Origin of the sequence: Faecalicatena orotica, from assembly GCF_905197545.1 — a bacterium.
GTDB lineage: Bacteria > Bacillota > Clostridia > Lachnospirales > Lachnospiraceae > Faecalicatena_A > Faecalicatena_A orotica.
In genome coordinates, this window is sequence record NZ_CAJJZH010000006.1 from 259,705 (window position 1) to 280,312 (window position 20,608).

At 43.9% G+C, this 20,608-nt stretch carries 18 protein-coding genes; 7 read left to right on the forward strand and 11 right to left on the reverse strand.

Annotation, left to right across the window (positions count from 1 at the left end):
* Positions 1–15 precede the first annotated feature (15 nt).
* The 4 genes from ABIN22_RS14515 to ABIN22_RS14530 form a co-directional block, all read right to left on the reverse strand.
* On the reverse strand, positions 16–1,083 hold the full coding sequence (locus ABIN22_RS14515) for an alcohol dehydrogenase catalytic domain-containing protein (RefSeq protein WP_346909532.1): 1,068 nt from the start codon (positions 1,081–1,083) through the stop codon (positions 16–18).
* Between the two features lie 11 nt (positions 1,084–1,094).
* Positions 1,095–2,063 (reverse strand): ABC transporter permease, encoded by a 969-nt coding sequence (locus tag ABIN22_RS14520; RefSeq protein ID WP_346909534.1) that lies wholly within the window; start codon positions 2,061–2,063, stop codon positions 1,095–1,097.
* Positions 2,064–3,563 carry a sugar ABC transporter ATP-binding protein gene (locus ABIN22_RS14525; RefSeq protein ID WP_346909536.1) on the reverse strand — a complete coding sequence of 500 codons (1,500 nt, stop codon included), beginning with the start codon at positions 3,561–3,563 and terminating at the stop codon, positions 2,064–2,066.
* A 76-nt stretch (positions 3,564–3,639) separates the two neighbouring features.
* Positions 3,640–4,761: a substrate-binding domain-containing protein gene (locus tag ABIN22_RS14530; protein ID WP_182440797.1), complete on the reverse strand. Its 1,122-nt coding sequence runs from the start codon at positions 4,759–4,761 to the stop codon at positions 3,640–3,642.
* Between the two features lie 483 nt (positions 4,762–5,244).
* Between ABIN22_RS14530 and ABIN22_RS14535 the strand changes: the two genes are divergently transcribed.
* Both ABIN22_RS14535 and ABIN22_RS14540 read left to right on the forward strand, forming a co-directional pair.
* Positions 5,245–6,177: an Rpn family recombination-promoting nuclease/putative transposase gene (locus ABIN22_RS14535; protein WP_346909538.1), complete on the forward strand. Its 933-nt coding sequence runs from the start codon at positions 5,245–5,247 to the stop codon at positions 6,175–6,177.
* A 47-nt stretch (positions 6,178–6,224) separates the two neighbouring features.
* Complete coding sequence (locus ABIN22_RS14540; RefSeq protein ID WP_346909540.1) at positions 6,225–6,605, forward strand: DUF3783 domain-containing protein; 381 nt, start codon at positions 6,225–6,227, stop codon at positions 6,603–6,605.
* A 132-nt stretch (positions 6,606–6,737) separates the two neighbouring features.
* On the opposite strand, the gene ABIN22_RS14545 is transcribed toward ABIN22_RS14540, so the two are convergent.
* From ABIN22_RS14545 to ABIN22_RS14555, 3 genes are all read right to left on the reverse strand, one after another.
* Positions 6,738–8,390, reverse strand: a complete 1,653-nt coding sequence (locus ABIN22_RS14545; protein ID WP_346909542.1) for a hypothetical protein — start codon at positions 8,388–8,390, stop codon at positions 6,738–6,740.
* 142 nt (positions 8,391–8,532) lie between these two features.
* Complete coding sequence (locus ABIN22_RS14550) at positions 8,533–10,275, reverse strand: ABC transporter ATP-binding protein (protein ID WP_346909544.1); 1,743 nt, start codon at positions 10,273–10,275, stop codon at positions 8,533–8,535.
* 1 nt (position 10,276) lies between these two features.
* Positions 10,277–12,007: an ABC transporter ATP-binding protein gene (locus ABIN22_RS14555; protein WP_346909546.1), complete on the reverse strand. Its 1,731-nt coding sequence runs from the start codon at positions 12,005–12,007 to the stop codon at positions 10,277–10,279.
* Positions 12,008–12,264: 257 nt separating this feature from the next.
* Between ABIN22_RS14555 and ABIN22_RS14560 the strand changes: the two genes are divergently transcribed.
* From ABIN22_RS14560 to ABIN22_RS14580, 5 genes are all read left to right on the forward strand, one after another.
* Positions 12,265–12,966 carry an ABC transporter ATP-binding protein gene (locus ABIN22_RS14560; RefSeq protein ID WP_109733932.1) on the forward strand — a complete coding sequence of 234 codons (702 nt, stop codon included), beginning with the start codon at positions 12,265–12,267 and terminating at the stop codon, positions 12,964–12,966.
* 1 nt (position 12,967) lies between these two features.
* Positions 12,968–14,698, forward strand: a complete 1,731-nt coding sequence (locus ABIN22_RS14565) for a permuted SH3 domain-containing protein (RefSeq protein ID WP_346909548.1) — start codon at positions 12,968–12,970, stop codon at positions 14,696–14,698.
* A 28-nt stretch (positions 14,699–14,726) separates the two neighbouring features.
* Positions 14,727–15,965 (forward strand): ABC transporter permease, encoded by a 1,239-nt coding sequence (locus ABIN22_RS14570; RefSeq protein ID WP_346909550.1) that lies wholly within the window; start codon positions 14,727–14,729, stop codon positions 15,963–15,965.
* A gap of 57 nt (positions 15,966–16,022) precedes the next feature.
* Complete coding sequence (locus ABIN22_RS14575; protein ID WP_109733929.1) at positions 16,023–16,400, forward strand: hypothetical protein; 378 nt, start codon at positions 16,023–16,025, stop codon at positions 16,398–16,400.
* Positions 16,401–16,471: 71 nt separating this feature from the next.
* Positions 16,472–16,987 carry a GNAT family N-acetyltransferase gene (locus tag ABIN22_RS14580; RefSeq protein WP_346909553.1) on the forward strand — a complete coding sequence of 172 codons (516 nt, stop codon included), beginning with the start codon at positions 16,472–16,474 and terminating at the stop codon, positions 16,985–16,987.
* Between the two features lie 93 nt (positions 16,988–17,080).
* Here the strand turns inward: ABIN22_RS14580 and ABIN22_RS14585 are convergent, their stop codons facing one another.
* From ABIN22_RS14585 to ABIN22_RS14600, 4 genes are read right to left on the reverse strand one after another with little or no spacing between them, the layout of a single operon-like run.
* Complete coding sequence (locus ABIN22_RS14585) at positions 17,081–18,292, reverse strand: ABC transporter permease (protein ID WP_346909555.1); 1,212 nt, start codon at positions 18,290–18,292, stop codon at positions 17,081–17,083.
* On the reverse strand, positions 18,289–19,167 hold the full coding sequence (locus ABIN22_RS14590; RefSeq protein ID WP_346909557.1) for an ABC transporter ATP-binding protein: 879 nt from the start codon (positions 19,165–19,167) through the stop codon (positions 18,289–18,291). Before ABIN22_RS14590 ends, ABIN22_RS14585 begins: the two co-directional genes overlap by 4 nt.
* Complete coding sequence (locus ABIN22_RS14595; protein ID WP_346909559.1) at positions 19,148–19,912, reverse strand: hypothetical protein; 765 nt, start codon at positions 19,910–19,912, stop codon at positions 19,148–19,150. Before ABIN22_RS14595 ends, ABIN22_RS14590 begins: the two co-directional genes overlap by 20 nt.
* Positions 19,881–20,441: an RNA polymerase sigma factor gene (locus ABIN22_RS14600; RefSeq protein WP_346909561.1), complete on the reverse strand. Its 561-nt coding sequence runs from the start codon at positions 20,439–20,441 to the stop codon at positions 19,881–19,883. Before ABIN22_RS14600 ends, ABIN22_RS14595 begins: the two co-directional genes overlap by 32 nt.
* Positions 20,442–20,608: the final 167 nt, after the last annotated feature.

Consider the following 20,608-nt stretch of genomic DNA (forward strand, 5'->3'; position numbering starts at 1 on the left):
GTTCAATCATTCTGATTACGGAATTAACATGACTTTAAATGCATCCGGATCTTTTTCTGCCACTTCAAATGCCTCTTTCCAATCTTCCATTTTGAATGCATGCGAGATCAGCCCTTCCGTATATATAGAACCATCCAGTATACTTTTCATAACCGGTTCATAGCAGTACGGCCCTAAATGTGCTCCGTAGATCTCAATTTCCTTGCCGTCCCCGATATCGTTCCAGTCAATTGTAATTGCCTTGGGGAAAACGCCAAACTGTACATATCTTCCGCAAAAACGGATAGCATCCATTCCCTGAACGACACTCTTTTCACTCCCTGATGCCTCAATATATACATCGCATCCATATCCTTCTGTCAGTTTCCGGATTTCCTCACCAACGTTTACCTCCATCGGGTTGAACACAATGTCCGCCCCACATTTCAGCGCCTTATCCAGTCTCTTTTGCCGCAGGTCAAGACCTATAATCAGCCTTGGCTGCTGTTTTCTGGCAACACTGACCATCCCCAGCCCAATTGCTCCAAGTCCGCTAATTACAACAACGTCATTGTGCTGTATTTTTGCTCTTTCGACCGCATGCATTGCACATGCCAGGGGTTCGATCAGAACAGCCTGCTCCAGAGTCATCTCCTCTGGAATCTTATGATGGATCCCCTCTTTGCTAAACTTCATATACTCAGCGAAACCTCCCTGGGCTTCTTTTTTAAATCCATAGATATAATGTCTCTGACACATGGAATAATATCCTGCCTTACAGAACCTGCACTCACCGCAGGGAACCATCTGCTCTGACACCATGTGGTCACCTATGTTTACTCCGGTAACATTTTTTCCAAATTGAACCACCCGTCCTACAAATTCATGTCCGCCTATAACCGGCGCTTCGATATATCTGTTTTCCGGTGTTGTTCCCCAGACTCTTACCCCTCCGTGATAAGTCTTGACATCACCTGCACAGATGCCACAGCCTTCAATTTTTACAAGAATTTCATCATCATCTATCTCCGGTACCGGAACATCCTCGTATCTAAAATCATATGGTGCATGCATCCTAAGTGCTTTCATCGTTTCCTTCATCATCTATTTCTCCTTTACTTTGTATTCTTATTCGTAACTTTCTGGAGCAATACAGCGAATATTATGATAATTCCTTTAATGACATCCTGCGGATAAGATGGAACTGCCAGAAGGTTCATAATATTTCCTATCAGAGCCAGTACAAGCACACCTACTACCGTTTTTACAGGGGAACCGATTCCCCCGCTTAAAGATGCTCCTCCGATCACGCAGGCTGCTATACAGTCCAGTTCTAGGCCATTTCCCACTGCCGGAGATCCAATTCCGGTTCGGGAACACGCGATGATTCCTCCTATTGCCGAGCAAAAGCCGGATATTGCGTACGTTGCCATTTTCACCGGAAATGTGTTAATCCCCGCCAGATGTACGGCTTCTTCGTTACTTCCAATTGCAATCGTAATTCTCCCGAAAGACAGGTAATTTATTACAAACCATGCCACAGCTACAATTATTACTGCAATTACTGCAAGCCATGTCAGCCACGGAAATACCTTTGCGGTTCCCAGTACGCTGATGGAACCGGCAGGAGTCATAATCGGCGATCCATTGGATACCATATATGCGATTCCCCTTGCCATTGTCATCATTGCTAATGATGCTACAAACGGTGCCATGTCTGTCCGTGCAACCAGAAAACCTGTAAACAGCCCACAGGCTGTCCCCAGTAAAAGACTGATCAGGCAGGACGGTACAACACCCCAGCCCCAGGAACTTAATGAATAAGCAGACAGAACACTTCCGATTGCTACGATAGATCCAACTGAAAGGTCGATTCCCCCAGTCAGTATTACGAACAGCATCCCGATTGATACAATTACCGTACTCGCATACTGCTGGCAGATATTTACCAGATTGCTCAGTGTCAGGAAATCTCTTGATACTATAGAACAAACAATAAATAAAACCAGCAGGATTAAATATGTATTATTTTTTAGTATAAAATTCTTTACACTAAAAGTTGATTTTCCTTTTTCTTGTGCCATTTATTTTTCTCCTCCCATCGCCGCAAAAATAATATTATCTTCACTAAATTCCGCGCGGCTTAACGTTCCGCGTATTCTGCCCTGGTGCATAACGATAATATCATCGCACATCCCCATAAGCTCAGGCATTTCAGAAGAGATCATAATAATTGCAAGACCGGACTGGGCCAGTTGGTTTATGCAATGGTAGATTTCTGTTTTTGCCCCCACGTCCACGCCTCTTGTAGGTTCATCGAAAATGATGCATCTGCAGTCTGCCGCAAGCCACTTTGCCAGTGCCACCTTCTGTTGGTTGCCCCCGCTCAGGCTGGATGCCGGATCTTCAATAGATGCATACTTTGTATTTATTTTTCCTAACAATTCTTTTACGAAGGATGTCTCCTTCCTTAAGCTGAATATCCCCTTATTCTGTGCCTTTCCCATAGCCGTAATTGAAGCATTCATCTTGATACTCTGATCAAGAAGCACTCCCTGACGTTTCCTGTCCTCCGGCAGCATTCCCAGTTTTGCTTTAACCGCCTGTTTCGGTGATTTAAAGTGAACCTGCTTTCCCAGAAAACGAATACTTCCGCTCTCCCATTTGTCTGCGCCAAAGACTGCCCGCATAGTTTCTGTCCTTCCAGCACCGACAAGTCCATAAAAGCCAAGCACCTGACCAGATTTTACGGAAAAGCTGATATCCTGTACAAGTTCTGATCCTGTCATATGCTGCACTTCCAGAACAGTTTCCCCGATTTCTGCATGTCTGTCAGGGAACATCTGGTTCAGATCTCTTCCGACCATCTTCCGGATCAGGCCTTCTTTGTCTATCGAATCCGCCGGTATACAGTCTACAAATGCGCCGTCTTTCATAACTGTTATGGTATCGCATAATTCAAATATCTCTTCCAGACGATGTGATATATAAATAATACTGACACCATCTGCTTTCAGCTTTTTCAAAAGTTTAAAAAGTTTTTGAATTTCTTTCACGGTCAGAACAGCCGTCGGCTCATCCAGAACAAGCACCTTTGCATTTCTTGATATTGATTTACAAATCTCTACAACCTGCTGATATGCAACACTTAACTCTGCCACCTTCGTGCCGGGATTTATTTCATCAAATCCCATTTCAGAAAGCAGGCGTGCCGCTTCCTCTGTCAGCCTCTTCCATTTGATTATCTTTCCTTCTTTGTTTAACCTGTCAATAAATATATTTTCCGTAACCGTCAGTTCCGGAGCCAGCATGAATTCCTGATATATTGTAGCTATCCCTGCCAGCTTGCCTTCCTTCGGAGTAGAAAAGTGAACTTCCTGTCCTTCTATTTTTACGATACCGTCTTCCCTTTGAAGCGCTCCCGCAAGAACTTTCATCAAGGTGGACTTTCCCGCGCCGTTTTCGCCGATCAGTGCATGAATCTCTCCCGGTTTCACCTTAAGCTGTGCTCCGTTAAGTGCATAAATTCCGGAAAATGCTTTTTTTATGTCCAGCATTTCAATACGATACTCTTGATTTTCCATCTTTTTCCTCCCGGCTTTTGTCTGGTATCAGAGGATGCCGCTTAAGGCAGCACCCTCTGTCCGATTCCTGTTATATTTAGAATAATGCGTCCGGACTATAGAATTCATCTACGTTGTCAGGATTAATGCAATTAGCCGGTGTTTTCGTATACTTTTCATATCCGCCCGGGTCTTTCCCATTCACAAGAATATCTTCTGCGATTCCTACTGCTGTCTCTGCTACAACCTTCGGGTTATTTTCTCCTGTCGCCTTATAAGATGTCCCCTTCTTGATTAATTCATATGCCTCTTTCTGCCCGTCAGCTGCCGCTGCAAGAACAACTTTATCCGTAAGCCCTGCGTTTTCAACTGCTGTCATAGCTCCCATTACCATTGCATCATTCTCACCAAAGAGGAAGTTAATATTCGGGTTCGCTACAATCAGGTCCTCTGCCGCTGCCAGTCCGCCATTTGCATTCCAGTCTCCCCAGCCTACACCACGGATTTCAAAGTTTGCATCATCGTTTTTAGCAGAACCATTATTTATCAACTCCGCTTCCATCTTTTCAGCAGCGTCCCATGCTTCATCCTCTGTGCATCCTGAACGGGTCTCTATAACACCGCAGATCACTCCAGTCCTTCTCTCCTGTCCTGCATACACACCTTTCTGTCCTGCAATCAGTACTGCTGAGATAAGCTCGTCCTTATCGAAACAATTTGCCCCAACCCACAGTCCTACTTCACGGCCATTTTGAAGGTTGTCAGAAAATACTGTCGTCACATTATGTGCAGATTCCCCACAGCTGTTATCACAGCAGATAACCGGAATTCCTGCATCATTCGCTTTGTCGATTGCTGCCACTGCCCCCTCCGGATCGTATGGGTCCATGAAGATTAAATCATATCCCTGTGTAATGAATGTATCCATATTTTCGGCTTCTTTCAGTGTATCGGAATCTGCATTCAGTGTTGTCACTGTCCAGCCTTTCTCCTCACAGAAATCTGTAATATGTGTAGATAATGCTGTAAAATAAGCCCCGTCCAGCGTCTTCATGGAAATACCGACTTTGAAATCTCCGTCCTTTTTATCTGTCTTCTCTGTCGTTTCCCCACTTTTCGGTGTACTATCCTCCGATGATGCCTTCTCTCCTCCCGAACAAGCTGCCAGTGAAATGACCATCACACCTGCTAACAAGATACCCAATAACTTCTTTTTCATATCATTCTTCTCCTCTCGAATCTCATTGAAATTTTTTCATCCAATAAGTGCAGAATATAGAACAGTCCGGCCGGAATGTACTTTTCGCTTCTTTAGTCTTAGAAGCATTAATCATGATGTAATTGTATAATACATACATTTTCCATTATATTTCAACACATTCACCGTCATTATGTACAAAATCAGAGAAATATGTACATTTTTATAGTACTATTTCAACAAAGCAGAAAAAGTATTTTCATTTTCAGATAAATTTTAGTCACCTTTCATTTTTCAATCGGCAGTTCGCCGGTTTACCCAATTAATTACTTAGTAGAACCGCAGAAAACAATGAATCTTCTACATTTTTAAGGTACTTCTGTCTTTTACATATCCATATATCATGATATGATAATAATAAATCAGAATAACTCCTTACATGTGTACCATTCGTTTTCTGCACAGGAAAGGAGATTTCATTTTATGACCAAAGACAACTTTATTATGTTACCCACTGTAGACTTTTGTTTCAAGGAACTGATGCAGAACCCCAAAGTCAGGAAGGGCTTCATTTCAGCATTGCTGAACCTGTCGCCGGATGAAGTCGAGGATACGGTCCTTCTGCCCACGCTGCTTCCGAGAGACTCGGCTGATGATAAGCTGGGAATCATGGATGTGCGGGTACTGCTTAAGGACGGGACGCAGATGAACATGGAAATGCAGGTCAAATACTTTGAATACTGGGATGAACGCGCCATGTTCTACCTCAGTAAGATGTTTGACAGCCAGATCCGCAAGGGTGAATCCTATGAAAAGCTGCAGAAATGTATCCATGTAAGTATTTTAGATTTCATCCATTTTCCCAATGACAAAGAATGTTACCGCAGGATTCATTTCCGGGATGACAGCACCTATGATCTGTATTCCGATAAAATGGAGCTTCAGATACTGGAACTGAAAAAGCTGCCCCCTGAAGTAAAGACTGGCGAGGATGTTCTTGCATGGATGAGGTTCTTCAGTGGTAAAAACAGAGAGGAGTTTCAGACTATGGCTAAGACAAACGAATATCTCGATGAAGCATACAATACACTGCTCCAACTGAGTGCGGATGATAAAAAGCGGCTGGAATATGAGGCCCGTGAAAAGGCATTGAAAGATTATAATACCCAGATAAAAAGCGCTGAAAAGAGAGGGCTTAAAGCCGGGGAAGAGATTGGGCGCAAAGCCGGGGAGGAAATCGGACGCAAAGCCGGCGAGGAAATCGGACGTAAGGCTGGAGAAGAAATTGGGATGTGCAGGGGCAAAGAGTTGGGTGAACAGGAAGGGGAACGCCGTACCCGCCAGATCTTCAAACTTTTCATGCAAGGTAAATCACCGGAAGAAATTGCCGCCCTTTGTAATATTAGTATAGATAAAGTAAAACATATATTAGAATAGCTTGTAAGCTACATTAGATTTTTGAGAATTCAGGAGGATTTTACACTATGAAAGAAACTATATTATTATTTCACGTACCAGATAAAGAGAAGCTTTTGAAAATAGAGATGGCATTATTCCCTCTACACGTGCGTCTAAAGAAAGTAAAGACGGAAGAGTACAATCAGCCGCTCGGCGTACTGGCGGGTGTGAAAGACGCGGTTCCCAAAGAAGGGGCCTATAACGGGGACGATCTGCCGGATACGATGATTGTCTTTGCCTTTTTCGATGACAACAGGCTGAATCAGGCACTTGCAGCCCTAAAAAAGAGCGGGGCGGGCCCTCTCCCCTACAAGGCAGTGCTTACTCCTACGAACCAGTTATGGACGACACAGGAATGTTTTGCAGAAATCCGGCAGGAGCATGAGGCTATGACTCCGAAGAAGTAGTCTTCAGCATATCTCTGTAACAGATGCTGCTTTCTTATACGTTAAAAAGGTTCTATCGAATACAGTGACGCCCGGAATATCCGGGTTGTGCGTATTCAATAGAGCCTTTTCCTATGCATTATAGTGCCAGTATTACCGCGGAAGGAGTTTTCCACCCCCGCTTAATGTAATCGTTTTTTTATTCAGCCAGCTGTTTCCGGCATTTGAGCTGTCGTAGTAAATAGAGTGTCCATTGGACTGAATATTACTGCATTTTGAATCATCATTCTTAATAACATTTACATAGGAATCCCCGGTTAATTCCCATTTAGAGTCTTTATCCAGAGAAATATCCACATTCTGTCCCTTGTTTTCCCCATTTACAGTGCCCTTTAATGTTGACTGTTCCGTGAGATTTATTGTCACCCTGCTTATTTCATCACAGATGATATCACCCTGCAGCTTCTGTGCAATTCCTGTCAGTGTAATATCGCCCCCGTTCTTTCCTGCCGTCCCCCAGCTATTCGTATCATTGCCGGCGGCGTTAATAAGTATTTTCCCCTGATATATCAATTCTGTGTTTGTAAGAACCGCTTCAGCCTTCGTATTGGTAATATAGAACATGGGTCCCTGCCCTGTCGATGTCAGCCTGGAATCGGTTACTTTCAGTTTTGCCGGGTCTTCTTTGGAATCCCCTTCAGTACTCTGATACAGCATGATCCCCTGTTTCCCGACTCCTGTAAAATCACATTTGTTCAGGCTCACGGAATTCTTCCCATCAACCACGATAATCGGTCCTGTTTCAGAATTACCGGTCAGGTCTTCCAATGCAATCTTCCCTTCCGAATAAATACAGGGACTCCCCTGTCCGGAAGCAGAAATATTACCGCCTGTTACACTTACTGTTCCGCCGCCTTTTCCGGCTGCTATCGGCGGACTCTGGTCTCCGCTGGTCGTTATATCGACGTCAGCCGCCTCTATCGTGCCGCCGTATGTCGCTGTCAGACCTTTTGAAGATCCCCCTGACGTCTCTATCTTCACATCACTGACATGGACTAATGCATCTTTCCCCGAAGAAAAAATCCCCCCGGAACCTTCAGATGATGATGTTATCTCACTTTTGCCGATGCTGGATTCGCTTCCTGCGGTCGTTACAAAAACCGCATTTACACCATAAAAACTACTTTCATCCACACTTGTTGTATCTCCGGCCTTTGTCAGCTTAGCATTTGTCATATTCAAAGTCCCACTGTTCTTTACCAGTACAACACTTTCATTCTCTTTACTTGACCCCAGTGATTCTTTATCGGAAGTGTCGCTTTTGCCATCTATCTGAAGGACCGCTGACAGTTCAATGCTGCCCTTGGCAGTTCCATCCGTCTCTGCCTGATCTGCACTGTCCTGTTTCTCAATGCTTGAGGCATCCGGCAGAATCGTAACTGTCTTCGCATCTGCCCCTTCCAGTATTGCCACAATGATATCCCCTGTCTCAATGTCATCAATGGACCCAGCTTCTGTTTCCTCTTGTTTTCCGGAAGATACTTCGGTCTCCTGTACTTCTGTCTTATCAGAAACAGTGATAACCTGTTCTTCTCCTGTCAATATCACATTGCTGTAGTCTTCCTCCGGAATTTCGGAGCTTGAATCTTTCCTTTGTGCCAGTGCGATTGTAATGTGTTCTCCCTCGATCTTCGCAACCTGTCCGTAAACAGTAATTTCATCACTCGTCCCCTGACGGCTGCACCCTGTGAATGCAAACGACAGTATCGTTATACCCAGAATCATACGTACCCATCTTTTTTTCATTAGACCATCCTTTCTGCCCCTTATTTCCGGATATCTACCAGCATACCTGCTTTTCTCCATGAGTCAGCATAATTGTATGAAAAATTTTTGACATCCATGTAGCAGAAATGTGTTTTTTCTGTGAACGGAAAGAGTCTGGGGCTTAATGTGCAAACTGGCTTTCATACAACCGCTGGTAGAATCCACCTTTTTCCAACAGTTCTTCATGGCTTCCCTGCTCAATGATATTACCGTCCTTCATGACAAGAATCACATCGGCCGTCCTGATCGTTGAAAGTCTGTGTGCCACGATGAAGCTTGTTCTGCCTTCCATCATCCTCTGGAAAGCCTCCTGCACCTTGATCTCTGTTCTCGTATCGATCGATGATGTAGCCTCATCCAGAATCAGCATTGGCGGCAGGTTCAGCATGACTCTTGCAATACAGAGAAGCTGCTTCTGCCCCTGGGACAGATTCCCCCCCTCTTCCTGTATCTCCGTATCATATCCGTCTTTCATTCTCTTTATAAAACTGTGGGCATGCGCCGCCTTTGCCGCTGCTATGATATCCTCCCTCGGCGTATCCGGCCGCCCGTAGGCGATATTTTCCGCTACAGTACCTGATTTCAACCATGTATCCTGAAGTACCATACCGTAATTTGCCCGCAGGCTGTCGCGGGTCACCTCGCGGATATCATGTCCGCTTAAGATGATCTGGCCGGCGTCTACATCATAAAAACGCATAAGCAGGTTAATCAGCGTCGTCTTCCCGCATCCGGTCGGACCGACGATTGCGATCTTCTGTCCCGGTTTTACATCCAGTTTCAGATGTTCCAGAAGCGTGACATCTTTCTTATAGGAAAAGGACACATCTTCAAGCCTCAGGCTCCCGTCTGCCTGCTCCATAATTTCGGCATCTCCTGCATCCGGAATTTCCGGTGTCTCCTCGATAAAATCAAATACACGCTTTGCGCATGCAAAGGCATTCTGCAGCTCTGTTACCACACTTGAGATTTCATTGAAGGGCTTTGTATACTGATTTGCATAGCTCAGGAAACAGGAAAGCTGTCCGACTGAAATCGCCCCGCCCATCGCGGTAAATGCTCCTACAATACCGACGCCGGTATACACAAGTCCGTTGACAAATCGTGTACTCGGATTCGTGATCGAGGAAAAGAAAATTGCTTTCAGACTTACCTCCTGCAGTTTTTTGTTGATCTCATCAAATCTCTCCAGCGCCTTGTCGCCGTATCCGAAAGCCTGAACCACTTTCTGGTTTCCTACCATCTCATCTACAAGGGAAGTCATCTCTGCCCTCGCCTCCGACTGCGCTTTAAACATCATATAGGTTCTCTTCGCTATGAAACTTGCCACAAACAGCGACAACGGCGTAATGAGGATAACTACCAGCGAAATATTCACATTAATCGAAAGCATGAAGACCAGTGTTCCTACAATGGTGACCACACCTGTGAATAACTGGGTAAATCCCATCAGCAGGCCATCCGAAAACTGCTCCACATCCGTGATGATCCGGCTGATCGTCTCACCATACTGATGACTGTCGATATACTTTAAAGGCAGGATCTGAAGCTGTGCAAATGCACGCGTCCTGACATCCTTTACAACACGGTAGGTAATTGTATTATTGCAAAGGTTCATCATCCACTGTGCAGCACTTGTGAGAAAGACAACCGCTGTCAGTATTTTCAGGATATAAAAAACGGAATCAAAATCAACTTGCCCGCTCCCGATAATATAGTCAATCGCATTTCCTGTCAGAATCGGCGCATACAATGTAAGGCCCACAGATATGACTGCAAATAAAAGAGAGAGTATGAGATAGTGCAGGTATGGTTTAATCAAACGTATAATTTTCCACGTCGTTTTATCTTTTCTGCCCGTCATGTTAACCTACCTCCTCTCTGGAAAGCTGTGAGTAGCAGATTTCCTGATATACACTGCATGTTTCAAGCAGTTCACTATGGGTGCCGCAGCCTGCAATCTCCCCGTCATCCAGCACAAGGATTCTGTCGGCATACATAATAGAGGCCGCCCGCTGTGACACGATGAATACGGTCATCCCAGTCGTATCCTCGGACAGAGCTTTCCGCAGCCTGGAATCTGTTGCAAAATCCAGCGCAGACGCACTGTCATCCAGAATCAGAATCTGCGGTTTCCTCACAAGTGCCCTTGCTATCGTTAACCGCTGCTTCTGCCCGCCTGAAAGATTCTTTCCGCCCTCGCTCACAGGCGTATCCAGACCTTCCGGTTTTGTCTCGACAATTTCCAGTGCCTGAGCCGTCTTCAGTGCCTCTCTTATCTCCTCATCAGATGCATTTTCCTTTCCCATCTGCATGTTTTCACGGATTGTACCGTGAAACAGTACTGCTTTCTGGGGAACAATCCCCACCTTTTCACGAAGCTCATTTAGCTTCCACGACTTCACATTGACGCCGTTTACGAGCATCTCCCCCTTGCTGGCATCATAAAAACGGGGGATTAGATTCACAAGCGAAGATTTTCCACAGCCTGTACCTCCTATAATACCTATCGTTTCCCCTGCATGTGCAGTGAATGTGATATGGGACAGCGCCGGCTCTTTACTTCCCTGATAATAGAATGTAACATCCTTCGCCTCTACACGCGGAGCATTGGAATCCCTGCATGTATCATCTTCACTGCCGTCTCTGATTCCAGATTCCAGGTCAAATACTTCATTAATTCTTCCCGCCGATGCCACGGCCTTGGTGAAAGATACGATCAGATTCGCCAGCGCTACCAGTGCCAGCAGAATCTGGGACATGTAGTTTACGAGTGCGATGACTTCCCCCTGTGTAATCCTTCCTGTATCCACAGCGCTTCCGCCATACCAGACAACGGCAATGATTCCCACATTAACAAGCACGTATGTCAAAGGGTTCAGAAGTGCTGAAATCTTCCCCACCCGCTGCTGGAATCTCATCAGCAGACTGCTCTTCTCCTCAAACTCCTCTTTTTCCTGATCCTGTGTGCAAAAGGCACGGATTACACGTATCCCTGCAAGGTTTTCACGTGTAGAAAGCAGAACATCATCCAGACTTTTCTGTACCTTCTTATACAAAGGAATCGTCAGCATCATGATTCCATAAATCACAAGAGATAAAAGTGGAACCGTAATTAAAAATATCACTGCAACCTTCACATCGATCGTGAAAGCCATAATCATAGCCCCCACAACAATAAACGGGGACCTAAGGAACAGCCTCAGTACCAGATTTACCCCTGACTGGACCTGATTAATGTCACTGGTCATTCGCACGACAAGCGTGGAACTCCCGGCCTTGTCTATCTCAGCATAAGAGAGCTGCCCAATGTGGTGAAACAATGCGTGGCGCAGCCCAGTCCCGAAACCAACCGCAGCCTTCGCTGCAAAGTACTGTGCAAGCAGGGAACAGGAAAGCCCCAGTACACCAAAGACAACCAGAACCGCCCCCATCTTCCATATATAAGGAATATTTTGTTCTTTAATTCCTACATCGATGATCTGCGCCATGATTAAAGGCACGATCAGTTCAAATGTTGCTTCCAGCAGCTTGAACAGCGGACCAATCACGCTCTCTTTTTTATAACCGCTCAAAAATGGTAATAATCTTTTCACTTCCAACCCCTCCGTATATAATCTGTCATATCATAACCAAAGATACCTAACATTGTACCAGATGAAAACCCGCCTGTAAACGGGGTTGAAGTGCACGATGTTGTACGGCAGTAAAGCGTAAATAAACTTTAACAAGAAAGTATTGACTTTTTTCGTGCAAAAGATTATTGTATTAGTTAAGTAATACAAAGTGCTTTATTGTGAATAAAAAACAATATAATTAAGAGTACTTCACAAAAACTATGGAGGGATTTTACATGGAACCACTCATTAAAGTTGAGAACATACATAAAATCTACAATCCCGGTGAGAACGAGGTCCGTGCCCTGGACGGTATTGACCTTGAAATTCAGAGAGGGGAATTCGTTGCGATCATCGGTCATTCCGGTTCCGGCAAGTCTACGCTGATGAATATGCTTGGCTGTCTGGATGTCCCCACTTCGGGAAACTATTTCCTGAACGGGCACGATGTGTCTAAGCTGACAGACAATCAGCTGTCAGATATCCGCAATAAGGAGATCGGATTTATCTTTCAGGGATTCAACCTGATCGCAAACCTGAATGCTGTGGAGAATGTAGAACTGCCCCTGATTTACCGTGGGCTCGGCAAGCAGAAGCGCCGGAAGATCGCGGTTGAGGCATTAAAGAAGGTAGGGTTAGGGGCCCGTATGAAACATAAGCCAAGCGAATTATCCGGCGGCCAGCAGCAGAGGGTTGCCGTGGCGCGTGCCATTGCCGCACAGCCTCCGATCGTACTGGCGGATGAACCTACTGGTAATCTGGACACCAAGTCTACAAAAGAGATCATGGATATCCTGAAGGGGCTTCACAAGGGAGGGCGCACCGTTATTATCATCACTCATGATGACGATATCGCCCAGCAGGTCAAGCGGGTCGTCCGCATCATCGACGGCAGGATTGAAGAAGATTATCTAAATGAAGAAAGGGAGGGAGCATAATATGTTTTCCAAAAAGAAAAAAGAGCAGGATGAAATATTAGACACAATCGACACAGATATGACCGGGGATGAGTCGTCCTTTGAACTGGAAGATGAAGAAGCTTCCAAACCGCCTAAGAAAAAGCTGCCCGGATGGGTCATCATCCCTGTAGCGGCCGTATTTATCATCATCGTTGCCGTTGCTTCCCAGCTCTCCAAAGGAAGCGGCAAGGCTAAAGATGCAACACTGCAGGTTTCCAGCGTAGACACCGGTAATATCAAGGAAGTCTACAATGCCAGCGGCAAGATTGAGAGTGAGAACACGAAGACATACTATTCTCCGGTATCCGCACCTATCAAGAAGTGCAGCGCTATTGTGGGAAATACGGTAAAGGCCGGGGATGTTCTCATTACTTATGACACAACTAATCTGGAACGTGATAACCAGCAGGCACAGCTTACCCTGCAGTCCAGCCTGAATGCTTCTCAGGCAACCAAGGCGCAGAATGCCAAAGCGATAGACGCAGCAAACGCCGCATCCTCACAGGCTGCTGAACAGGCCAACAAGCTGGCCGATAAGGTAAATGACCTGGCCGGACAATTGGACGCTGCTTATGCACAGAATGAGTCCGCCCTCAGTACCGTTCAAAGTGAAATAGATGCAAACAACGCCTCACGTGAAAAACTACAGGAGGAAATTGACCAATACACGGCCGTGATGACGGAACAACAGAATATCATGGACAGGGTCAATGCAGGCTACAACGGCCGTCGTGCCGAAGCTGATGCTGCGAAAGCCAAGGATCCAACTCTTACCAGTCTGACGGAAGAAGAAAAGGCACTGATCAAAGCGTTTGAAGATTTTGACAAAGCCCAGGCTGCTTATACGGAAGCCAAGACCGCATGTGATAAAGCCACAGCTGATTTGAATGCCATCAAGGATCCTGAGTACAGCAATACCGAATATGCAGAACTCAAAGCCGCATACGATGCCGCATACGCCGAGTGGGAGGCTGCATATAATGCCGCCAATACAGCATCTGCTGACGCCGGTATGACTTCCGCCGAAATGGCGAATCTTGATATCAGCGATAACTTAGCAGAGCTTTCCGCCCTGACACCGGCAGAGCTTGTTGCTAAAGGCAAAGAAGGAATGAAGGCAGACATGGATGGCGTTATCGCCTCTGTCGATGCACTGCAGACCAATGCAGCCACACAGGGAATGGCAATGTTTACCATCGCAAGTACAGAAAAGGTACGTGTAAAGATTGAAGTTTCCCCGGATGACTATGAAAAGATGAAGGTCGGCAACAAGGCAGTCATTACAGTCGGTGAATTCAAATATGAAGGTACGTTAAAGAAGGTCAATAAGATTGCAATTGAAAATGCGAAGGGGAACCCAGTCATCGGTGCGGAAATTCATATTGACAATCCGGATGAAAACATCTGTATCGGGGCCACCGCTAAGATTACAATGACCGTTGCAGAGGCGAATGACGTGCTCGTTGTCCCGACAGAAGTGATCAACACTTCTTCCGACGGAGACTTTGTATATGTCATTGAAGACGGTGTTGTCAGGAAAAAAACGGTTGAACTTGGTACAGCCTCTACGACACAGATCGAAGTAAAAAGCGGACTGAAAAAGGGTGAAAAGGTTGTCAATGACCTGAATGTAGATATTACGGAAGGCATGAAAGCCACACCTGTAGAAAAACAGGAGGCAGATGCTTCCGCAGAAGCAGTAAAGGAATAGGCTGACAGAAAAGAAAAGAGGACATAAAATGGGACAATTTTTAGAATATGTAAAAATGGCTCTTGATAATATCCGTTCCAATAAAGGCCGCTCCTTCCTGACCATGCTGGGAATTATCATAGGCATCACTTCTGTCGTTACCATTGTTTCCATCGGTAACGGACTGAAGAAAGATGTTGTCGACGCTTCAAATGAACAGAATAACACAATTTCCATACAGTCTAATACAGAAGAAGTCTCAGACCCGAACTGTATTACCGGGGATGATATTTCGTTTCTGAAGACTTCGCTTGGTGATTCTGTCCAGAGTGTGTCTTCCTATTCTGCAACGCTTGGTTCCATCTCGACCAGAAAAGGAAAATTCGACACCTATGTAGGGCTGACTACACCGGATTACGAAAATGCACAGTATCAGAGCCCGCTTGTAAAGGGAAAATATTTTAACGACAATGATGTAGCCAACGCCAATATGGTATGTGTCATTGATGAACTGACGGCGATCTACCTGTTTGGAAATACAGACGTCATCGGCATGAGCATTGAACTTCAGGTAGACAGCAGCATTCAGAACGTACTAATCATCGGCATCCGTGAAACTTCCGCCGAAATGATGGAGGCTGAAAAGCAGTATCTGGCAATGGGAATGGACAAAAGCATAAATCTGGAAATGCCATATACTGTATCCAATTCCCTGGGAACTCCTGTAGAAGCGTTTCCCTCTGTATCCATCACCGCTTACGACAAAGACCAGGCTTCACGGATTGCCAAAAGCGCGATACAGATCCTGAATTCCAGACACCAGAATCTGGGCGAGTCACCTTTCATACAGCAAAAGCCGATGGATTTCTCTGATATGTTTGGTTCAATCATGGACGGCGTAACCGCATTTGTCGCACTGGTAGCAGGAATCTCACTGATCGTCGGCGGTATCGGGGTCATGAACATTATGCTTGTATCCGTCACAGAACGGACAAGAGAAATCGGCATCCGGAAGGCGCTCGGGGCAAAGACCGGATCCATCATCGCCCAGTTCCTGTGCGAATCCGCTATCATTTCAGGGATGGGCGGTATCATAGGCATTCTATTAGGGGCCGCACTTACTGCGCTGATCACCGCGCTTGGAATCGGGGGAATCAAAGCCCAGCTTTCATTCCCAGCTATATTGGTCGCTACCATCTTTTCCTGCAGCGTCGGAATCGTCTTTGGAATTTATCCGGCAAGAAAGGCCGCCAGATTAAGTCCGATTGAAGCGCTCAGAAGGATGTAACGATAGCTATATTTATTACTAAAACTTTAAATTCATTTTAACGAGGAGGGTTTCACAATGAAGAAACGCAGTACATTTTTAAAAGTAGTATCAATTATCTTAATTGTCTTTGGCGCGTTAGGCTTGCTTTCCGGCATTTTTTCTATTGCTATGAGAGGAACTTTTGAGCAGACTTATGCAGCAATGGGAATCGACGTTCCGTCCACATTCTCATATATTTTGACAATTGTAGGCGCAGCGATTATTATTATATCAGGGATCATGGGAGTCATGTATAAATCCAAACAGTCTGTACTGATCATGGCAGTCATACTGGCCGCTTACTATATAGCCAATATTATTTATTCATCCGTTACAGTCGGTTTTTCTTATCTGAACCTTGTTGGCCTGCTGTGGCCGATACTATACTTCTGGGGATGGTATCAGTCCAATTAAAGATAAGACCGGACTCCATTTATGTTTTGTAACTGTATTTTCAGTTTATGAAAAGGAGAAGGAGGATACAAATGAAGGATTCAAGTATTATTTACCGCAAAGCAGTGACAGAGGATGCTGAAAAGATTGTAGCATTTTACAATTTTGTCGGCGGGGAGACCACATTCCTCAGTTTCGAGAAAGACGAATATCCCCTAAATGTCGAAGAACAGGTCAGTGCTATTGAGGCTCTGGAAGGGAATGAGACCAACATCATGCTTATGGCGATGGACGGAGATGAGATTGCAGGAATTGCAACCATCAATTCCAGCCATAAGATAAAGGCACGCCACGAGGGTGAACTCGGAATTGTAGTCGCAAAGAAGTATCAGGGACAGGGCATTGGGACCGAGCTGATCACCCGTCTGATCGAGTGGGCCCGCGGAAACGGAGTGACCACCAGAATCCGTCTGGACACAAGGGCCGATAACCCAACCGCGGTTGCACTCTATATGAAATTCGGATTTATCGTAGAAGGCTGCTGCAGAAATTCCACACTCCTGAACGGAAAATATTACGATCTTTATATCATGGGGATGATGCTGTAATTTATGAATAGCCATTGATATACCGGAACCTTTACGAAAAGAGAAGTGCTCATAAACTGCAAAGCAGTTTCGCACTTCTCTTTTCTTGTTTCGCTATCTTATTTGTACCCTTTTATAGACGCCATATAAAATTGGCTGGAGAACAACGCTTAATATCATGTAAAGCGGTATAATTACCATAACATCACTCATAATATAGCCTCCTGCTTCGTACAGCGAAAAGTCCTTAATGCTAATATATACTTCCATCAGCTGATTCGGAAATAAATTAAAGATCTGCGGCAGAGTGATAATTCTGCTTGTAAACGGAAGTACGCATAATACGATAAATGGTATAATAGCAGATATAACTGTCGAACGTATTTTGGCAGATACCAGCATGGATAATGTACATGCAAATAAAGTGCCGGTGTATCCGCCCAGAACAATCAGTAAATAAGCCTGAAAGAAAGTAATATTATATATGCTCCTCCACATATCCAGCTGGATCGGACAGGCAGCACCGTCAAAACCCAAAATACCAAGGACAATCATTGTATATAGAAACACAAATATGACATAGACAATTGTAGTAATCATGAACGCCGCTGCCATTTTTGACCGGACAGCTTTATTCCTCCCTAATTTTGAGGAAAAGAAAATAGAATCTGCTTTCAATTGAAACTCATCCGAAAAAATACCGGATGTGAGAACGCCTATAATCAAGGCCACGATCAAAATGAAAGTCGGAATATTCTGCAGCAGGGCGCTCCAACCGCTTATATATTCATAATAAAAAGGTGTTTTTAGTTTCTCATATTGGCTGACAAGATAGTTTTTTTCTTTATCTGAAAATACTTCCTCCCCAGAATCAAGCCACTCCTTTAAACCGGATATTCTCTGCTCATAAGTATTCCTTGCTTCCTCCTGACTAATATTTTCAACTGCATAATAGTCATAATCACGCCATTTACTGTATGCACTGATTATCATATCCAGAATATCACTCAACCCCTGTTTTCTTGCATATGCTTTATTGGATTCCCGTATGTCATCGGACATTGCATCCTTTGAGTTGGAAATTTCTTTATTTTCTATAAATACTTTTCCCAAAACATCTTCTGTAATATAACCGGCCCATTCATTTTTTGCCTCCCTAAGATTTCGGGCTGCTTTTATTCCGGCGTAAGAATTTCCGTTTCCATCTGTATACTCAACGCGGTTAACCGTAAGCATACTGACAATTACAAGTATTACCAGTAATGTCAATAATGCAATCTTGTTTACATTTTTAGAAAATACTTTCTTGATTTCAAATCGCATCATTTCCCATCACCACCTTTTTCTCCAAAATAGTATAAGAAAACATCTTCCAGTGAAGGTTCTGCAGGTACTGCATTGTCAAATGGCCGTCTCTTTGAAATAATACGCAGTTCCACACCTCCTGACTCTGATTTCATATTTGAAACCTTATACTTTTTCATTACATCTGCGGCCGCTGCATGATCCATAAAACAAGACCAGACTTTTTCCGGCATGGAATGGATAATCTCCTCCAGAGAACCCTTTTGTACAAGTATCCCCTCATGCATAAGCCAGATTTCATTGGCAATATATTCAATATCTGAAACAATATGGGTTGATAATAAGACAATCCGATCTTCTGAAAGCCCGCTGATTAAATTGCGGAAACGGATTCTTTCATTTGGGTCTAGTCCCGCGGTTGGTTCATCCAGTATCAAAATCCTTGGATTATTCAGCAGCGCCTGTGCAATTCCCGTCCGGCGTTTCATGCCGCCGGACAATTTCTTCATTTTCCTGCCAGCTGCTTTAGAAAGCCCCACTTGTGGAATTAACTCCTTCACGCGTTTTTTTGCCGTGGCAGGTCTGAGCCCTTTTATTGCAGCAATGTAGAGAAGGTAATCCTGTACTGTAAATTCCGGATAAAAGCCAAAATCCTGCGGCAGGTACCCTAATAATTTCCGATATTCCCCTCCCATTTTGAAAGTATCATTTCCATTACAGGTAATACTGCCGCTTGTAGGCTTCAATAAAGTACACAGCATTCTCATCAAAGTAGTCTTGCCGGCGCCATTCACGCCGAGCAGACCATATACACCATTTGTTATTGTAAGATTCAGATTGTTTACTGCTGTAAAATCCCCAAAGTTCTTTGTTAAATTATCCAGCCTCATTTCCATAAGAAACCACCTCCCAATATTTATCACACATCCCTATGGTACGGAAAATCACAACACATAAAACAATAAGTACAATTCCTGTAAACGACAGCCATACAGGTAAAGAAATCATGGCATATACTTTTTCATTTAAAACGATAAAAGACCAGATGCTGCTCCAAATCACACATAAGGACACTGCAAATGTTTCACTACAAATATGTTTACTACATAAAATTCCAAAGCAGATGCAGGCAGTCACGAGCATCGGCAAAAGAAATTGAACCACCAGTTCCATTAGCTGAAAGTGAAATCGGATTGTCATTGTCCCCATAAATACTGTCAGCAATAAAATATCTGCGGTGCCAAATAATACCATTCGTGCAGAATAGATTTGCCTTAAGGAATAATAAGAAACCTCCTCAATTTCCATACATTGATATGACCTGTTTTTCCAGAATTCCGGAATAACAAGAATAATAAACAGTGAAGCCATAATCCCCATACTTTTTTGAATATAAATATCTTCATACGCAGAAAGCATTATCATACCAGTAAGACATAAGAGCAGGGTTTGAAGAATCCACCACTTTTTTCGTGTTAATTTTAACTGTGACCATAAAAATTCATAGTATGACAACATTATTTTATCTTCATATTCAAAAAAAGCCTCTTTAGATTTTATAATCGTTTCTCGTATTTTTTCTTCATCTGGTTTGATTCTAACTGACTTCTTATAGGCATTGACCTGTACATTCAGATTCATAATCCTCCTCCTTTTGCAATAACTCTCCAAGCTTCATTTTGGCCTGCCTTACACGATACTTTACTAAAGGAAGGCTGATCTGCAGTATGGACGCAATTTCCGTAAGTTTCAATTCTTGAAAATAATATAGAATAATGACTTCCCTTAATTCGTCAGACAGTTGTTCCAAAGCCCATTCAATTGTAACCTTATGTATCACATCTTCCGTTGAACAATACTGCAGATTCTGCTGTCCTTCTAAATCCTGCTCTTGTATATAGAGTTCTTTCTTCTTTTTATAAAAGTCTTTACACAAATTGCCTGCTATTGTATATAAATAATTTTTAGTTTTTCCGCTGTGACGGTAAGAGGATAGGTTCGCAAAAAAATGTATAAAAGTCTCCTGCGTCAAATCTTGTGCATAGCATTTATCAGAACAATGATAATTACAATACGACAGAATCTCCGGATAATACATGTGAATAAATATATCAAAAGCTTCTTCATCGCCTTGTTTCATTTTCCCGATTAATTTCATATCTGATTTCACAAAACCCTCCTTTCCATTTTTCATACTGAAAACGTTTTACCATTCTATTAAGTATAACGATTTAAAACAGTAAAAAGATAGTAAGTCATAAAAATATGTGCAAAAAAAGAAGTGCTGGTTAATTTGCAACTCAACACTTCTCCCATGTTCTATTTACTAATAATACC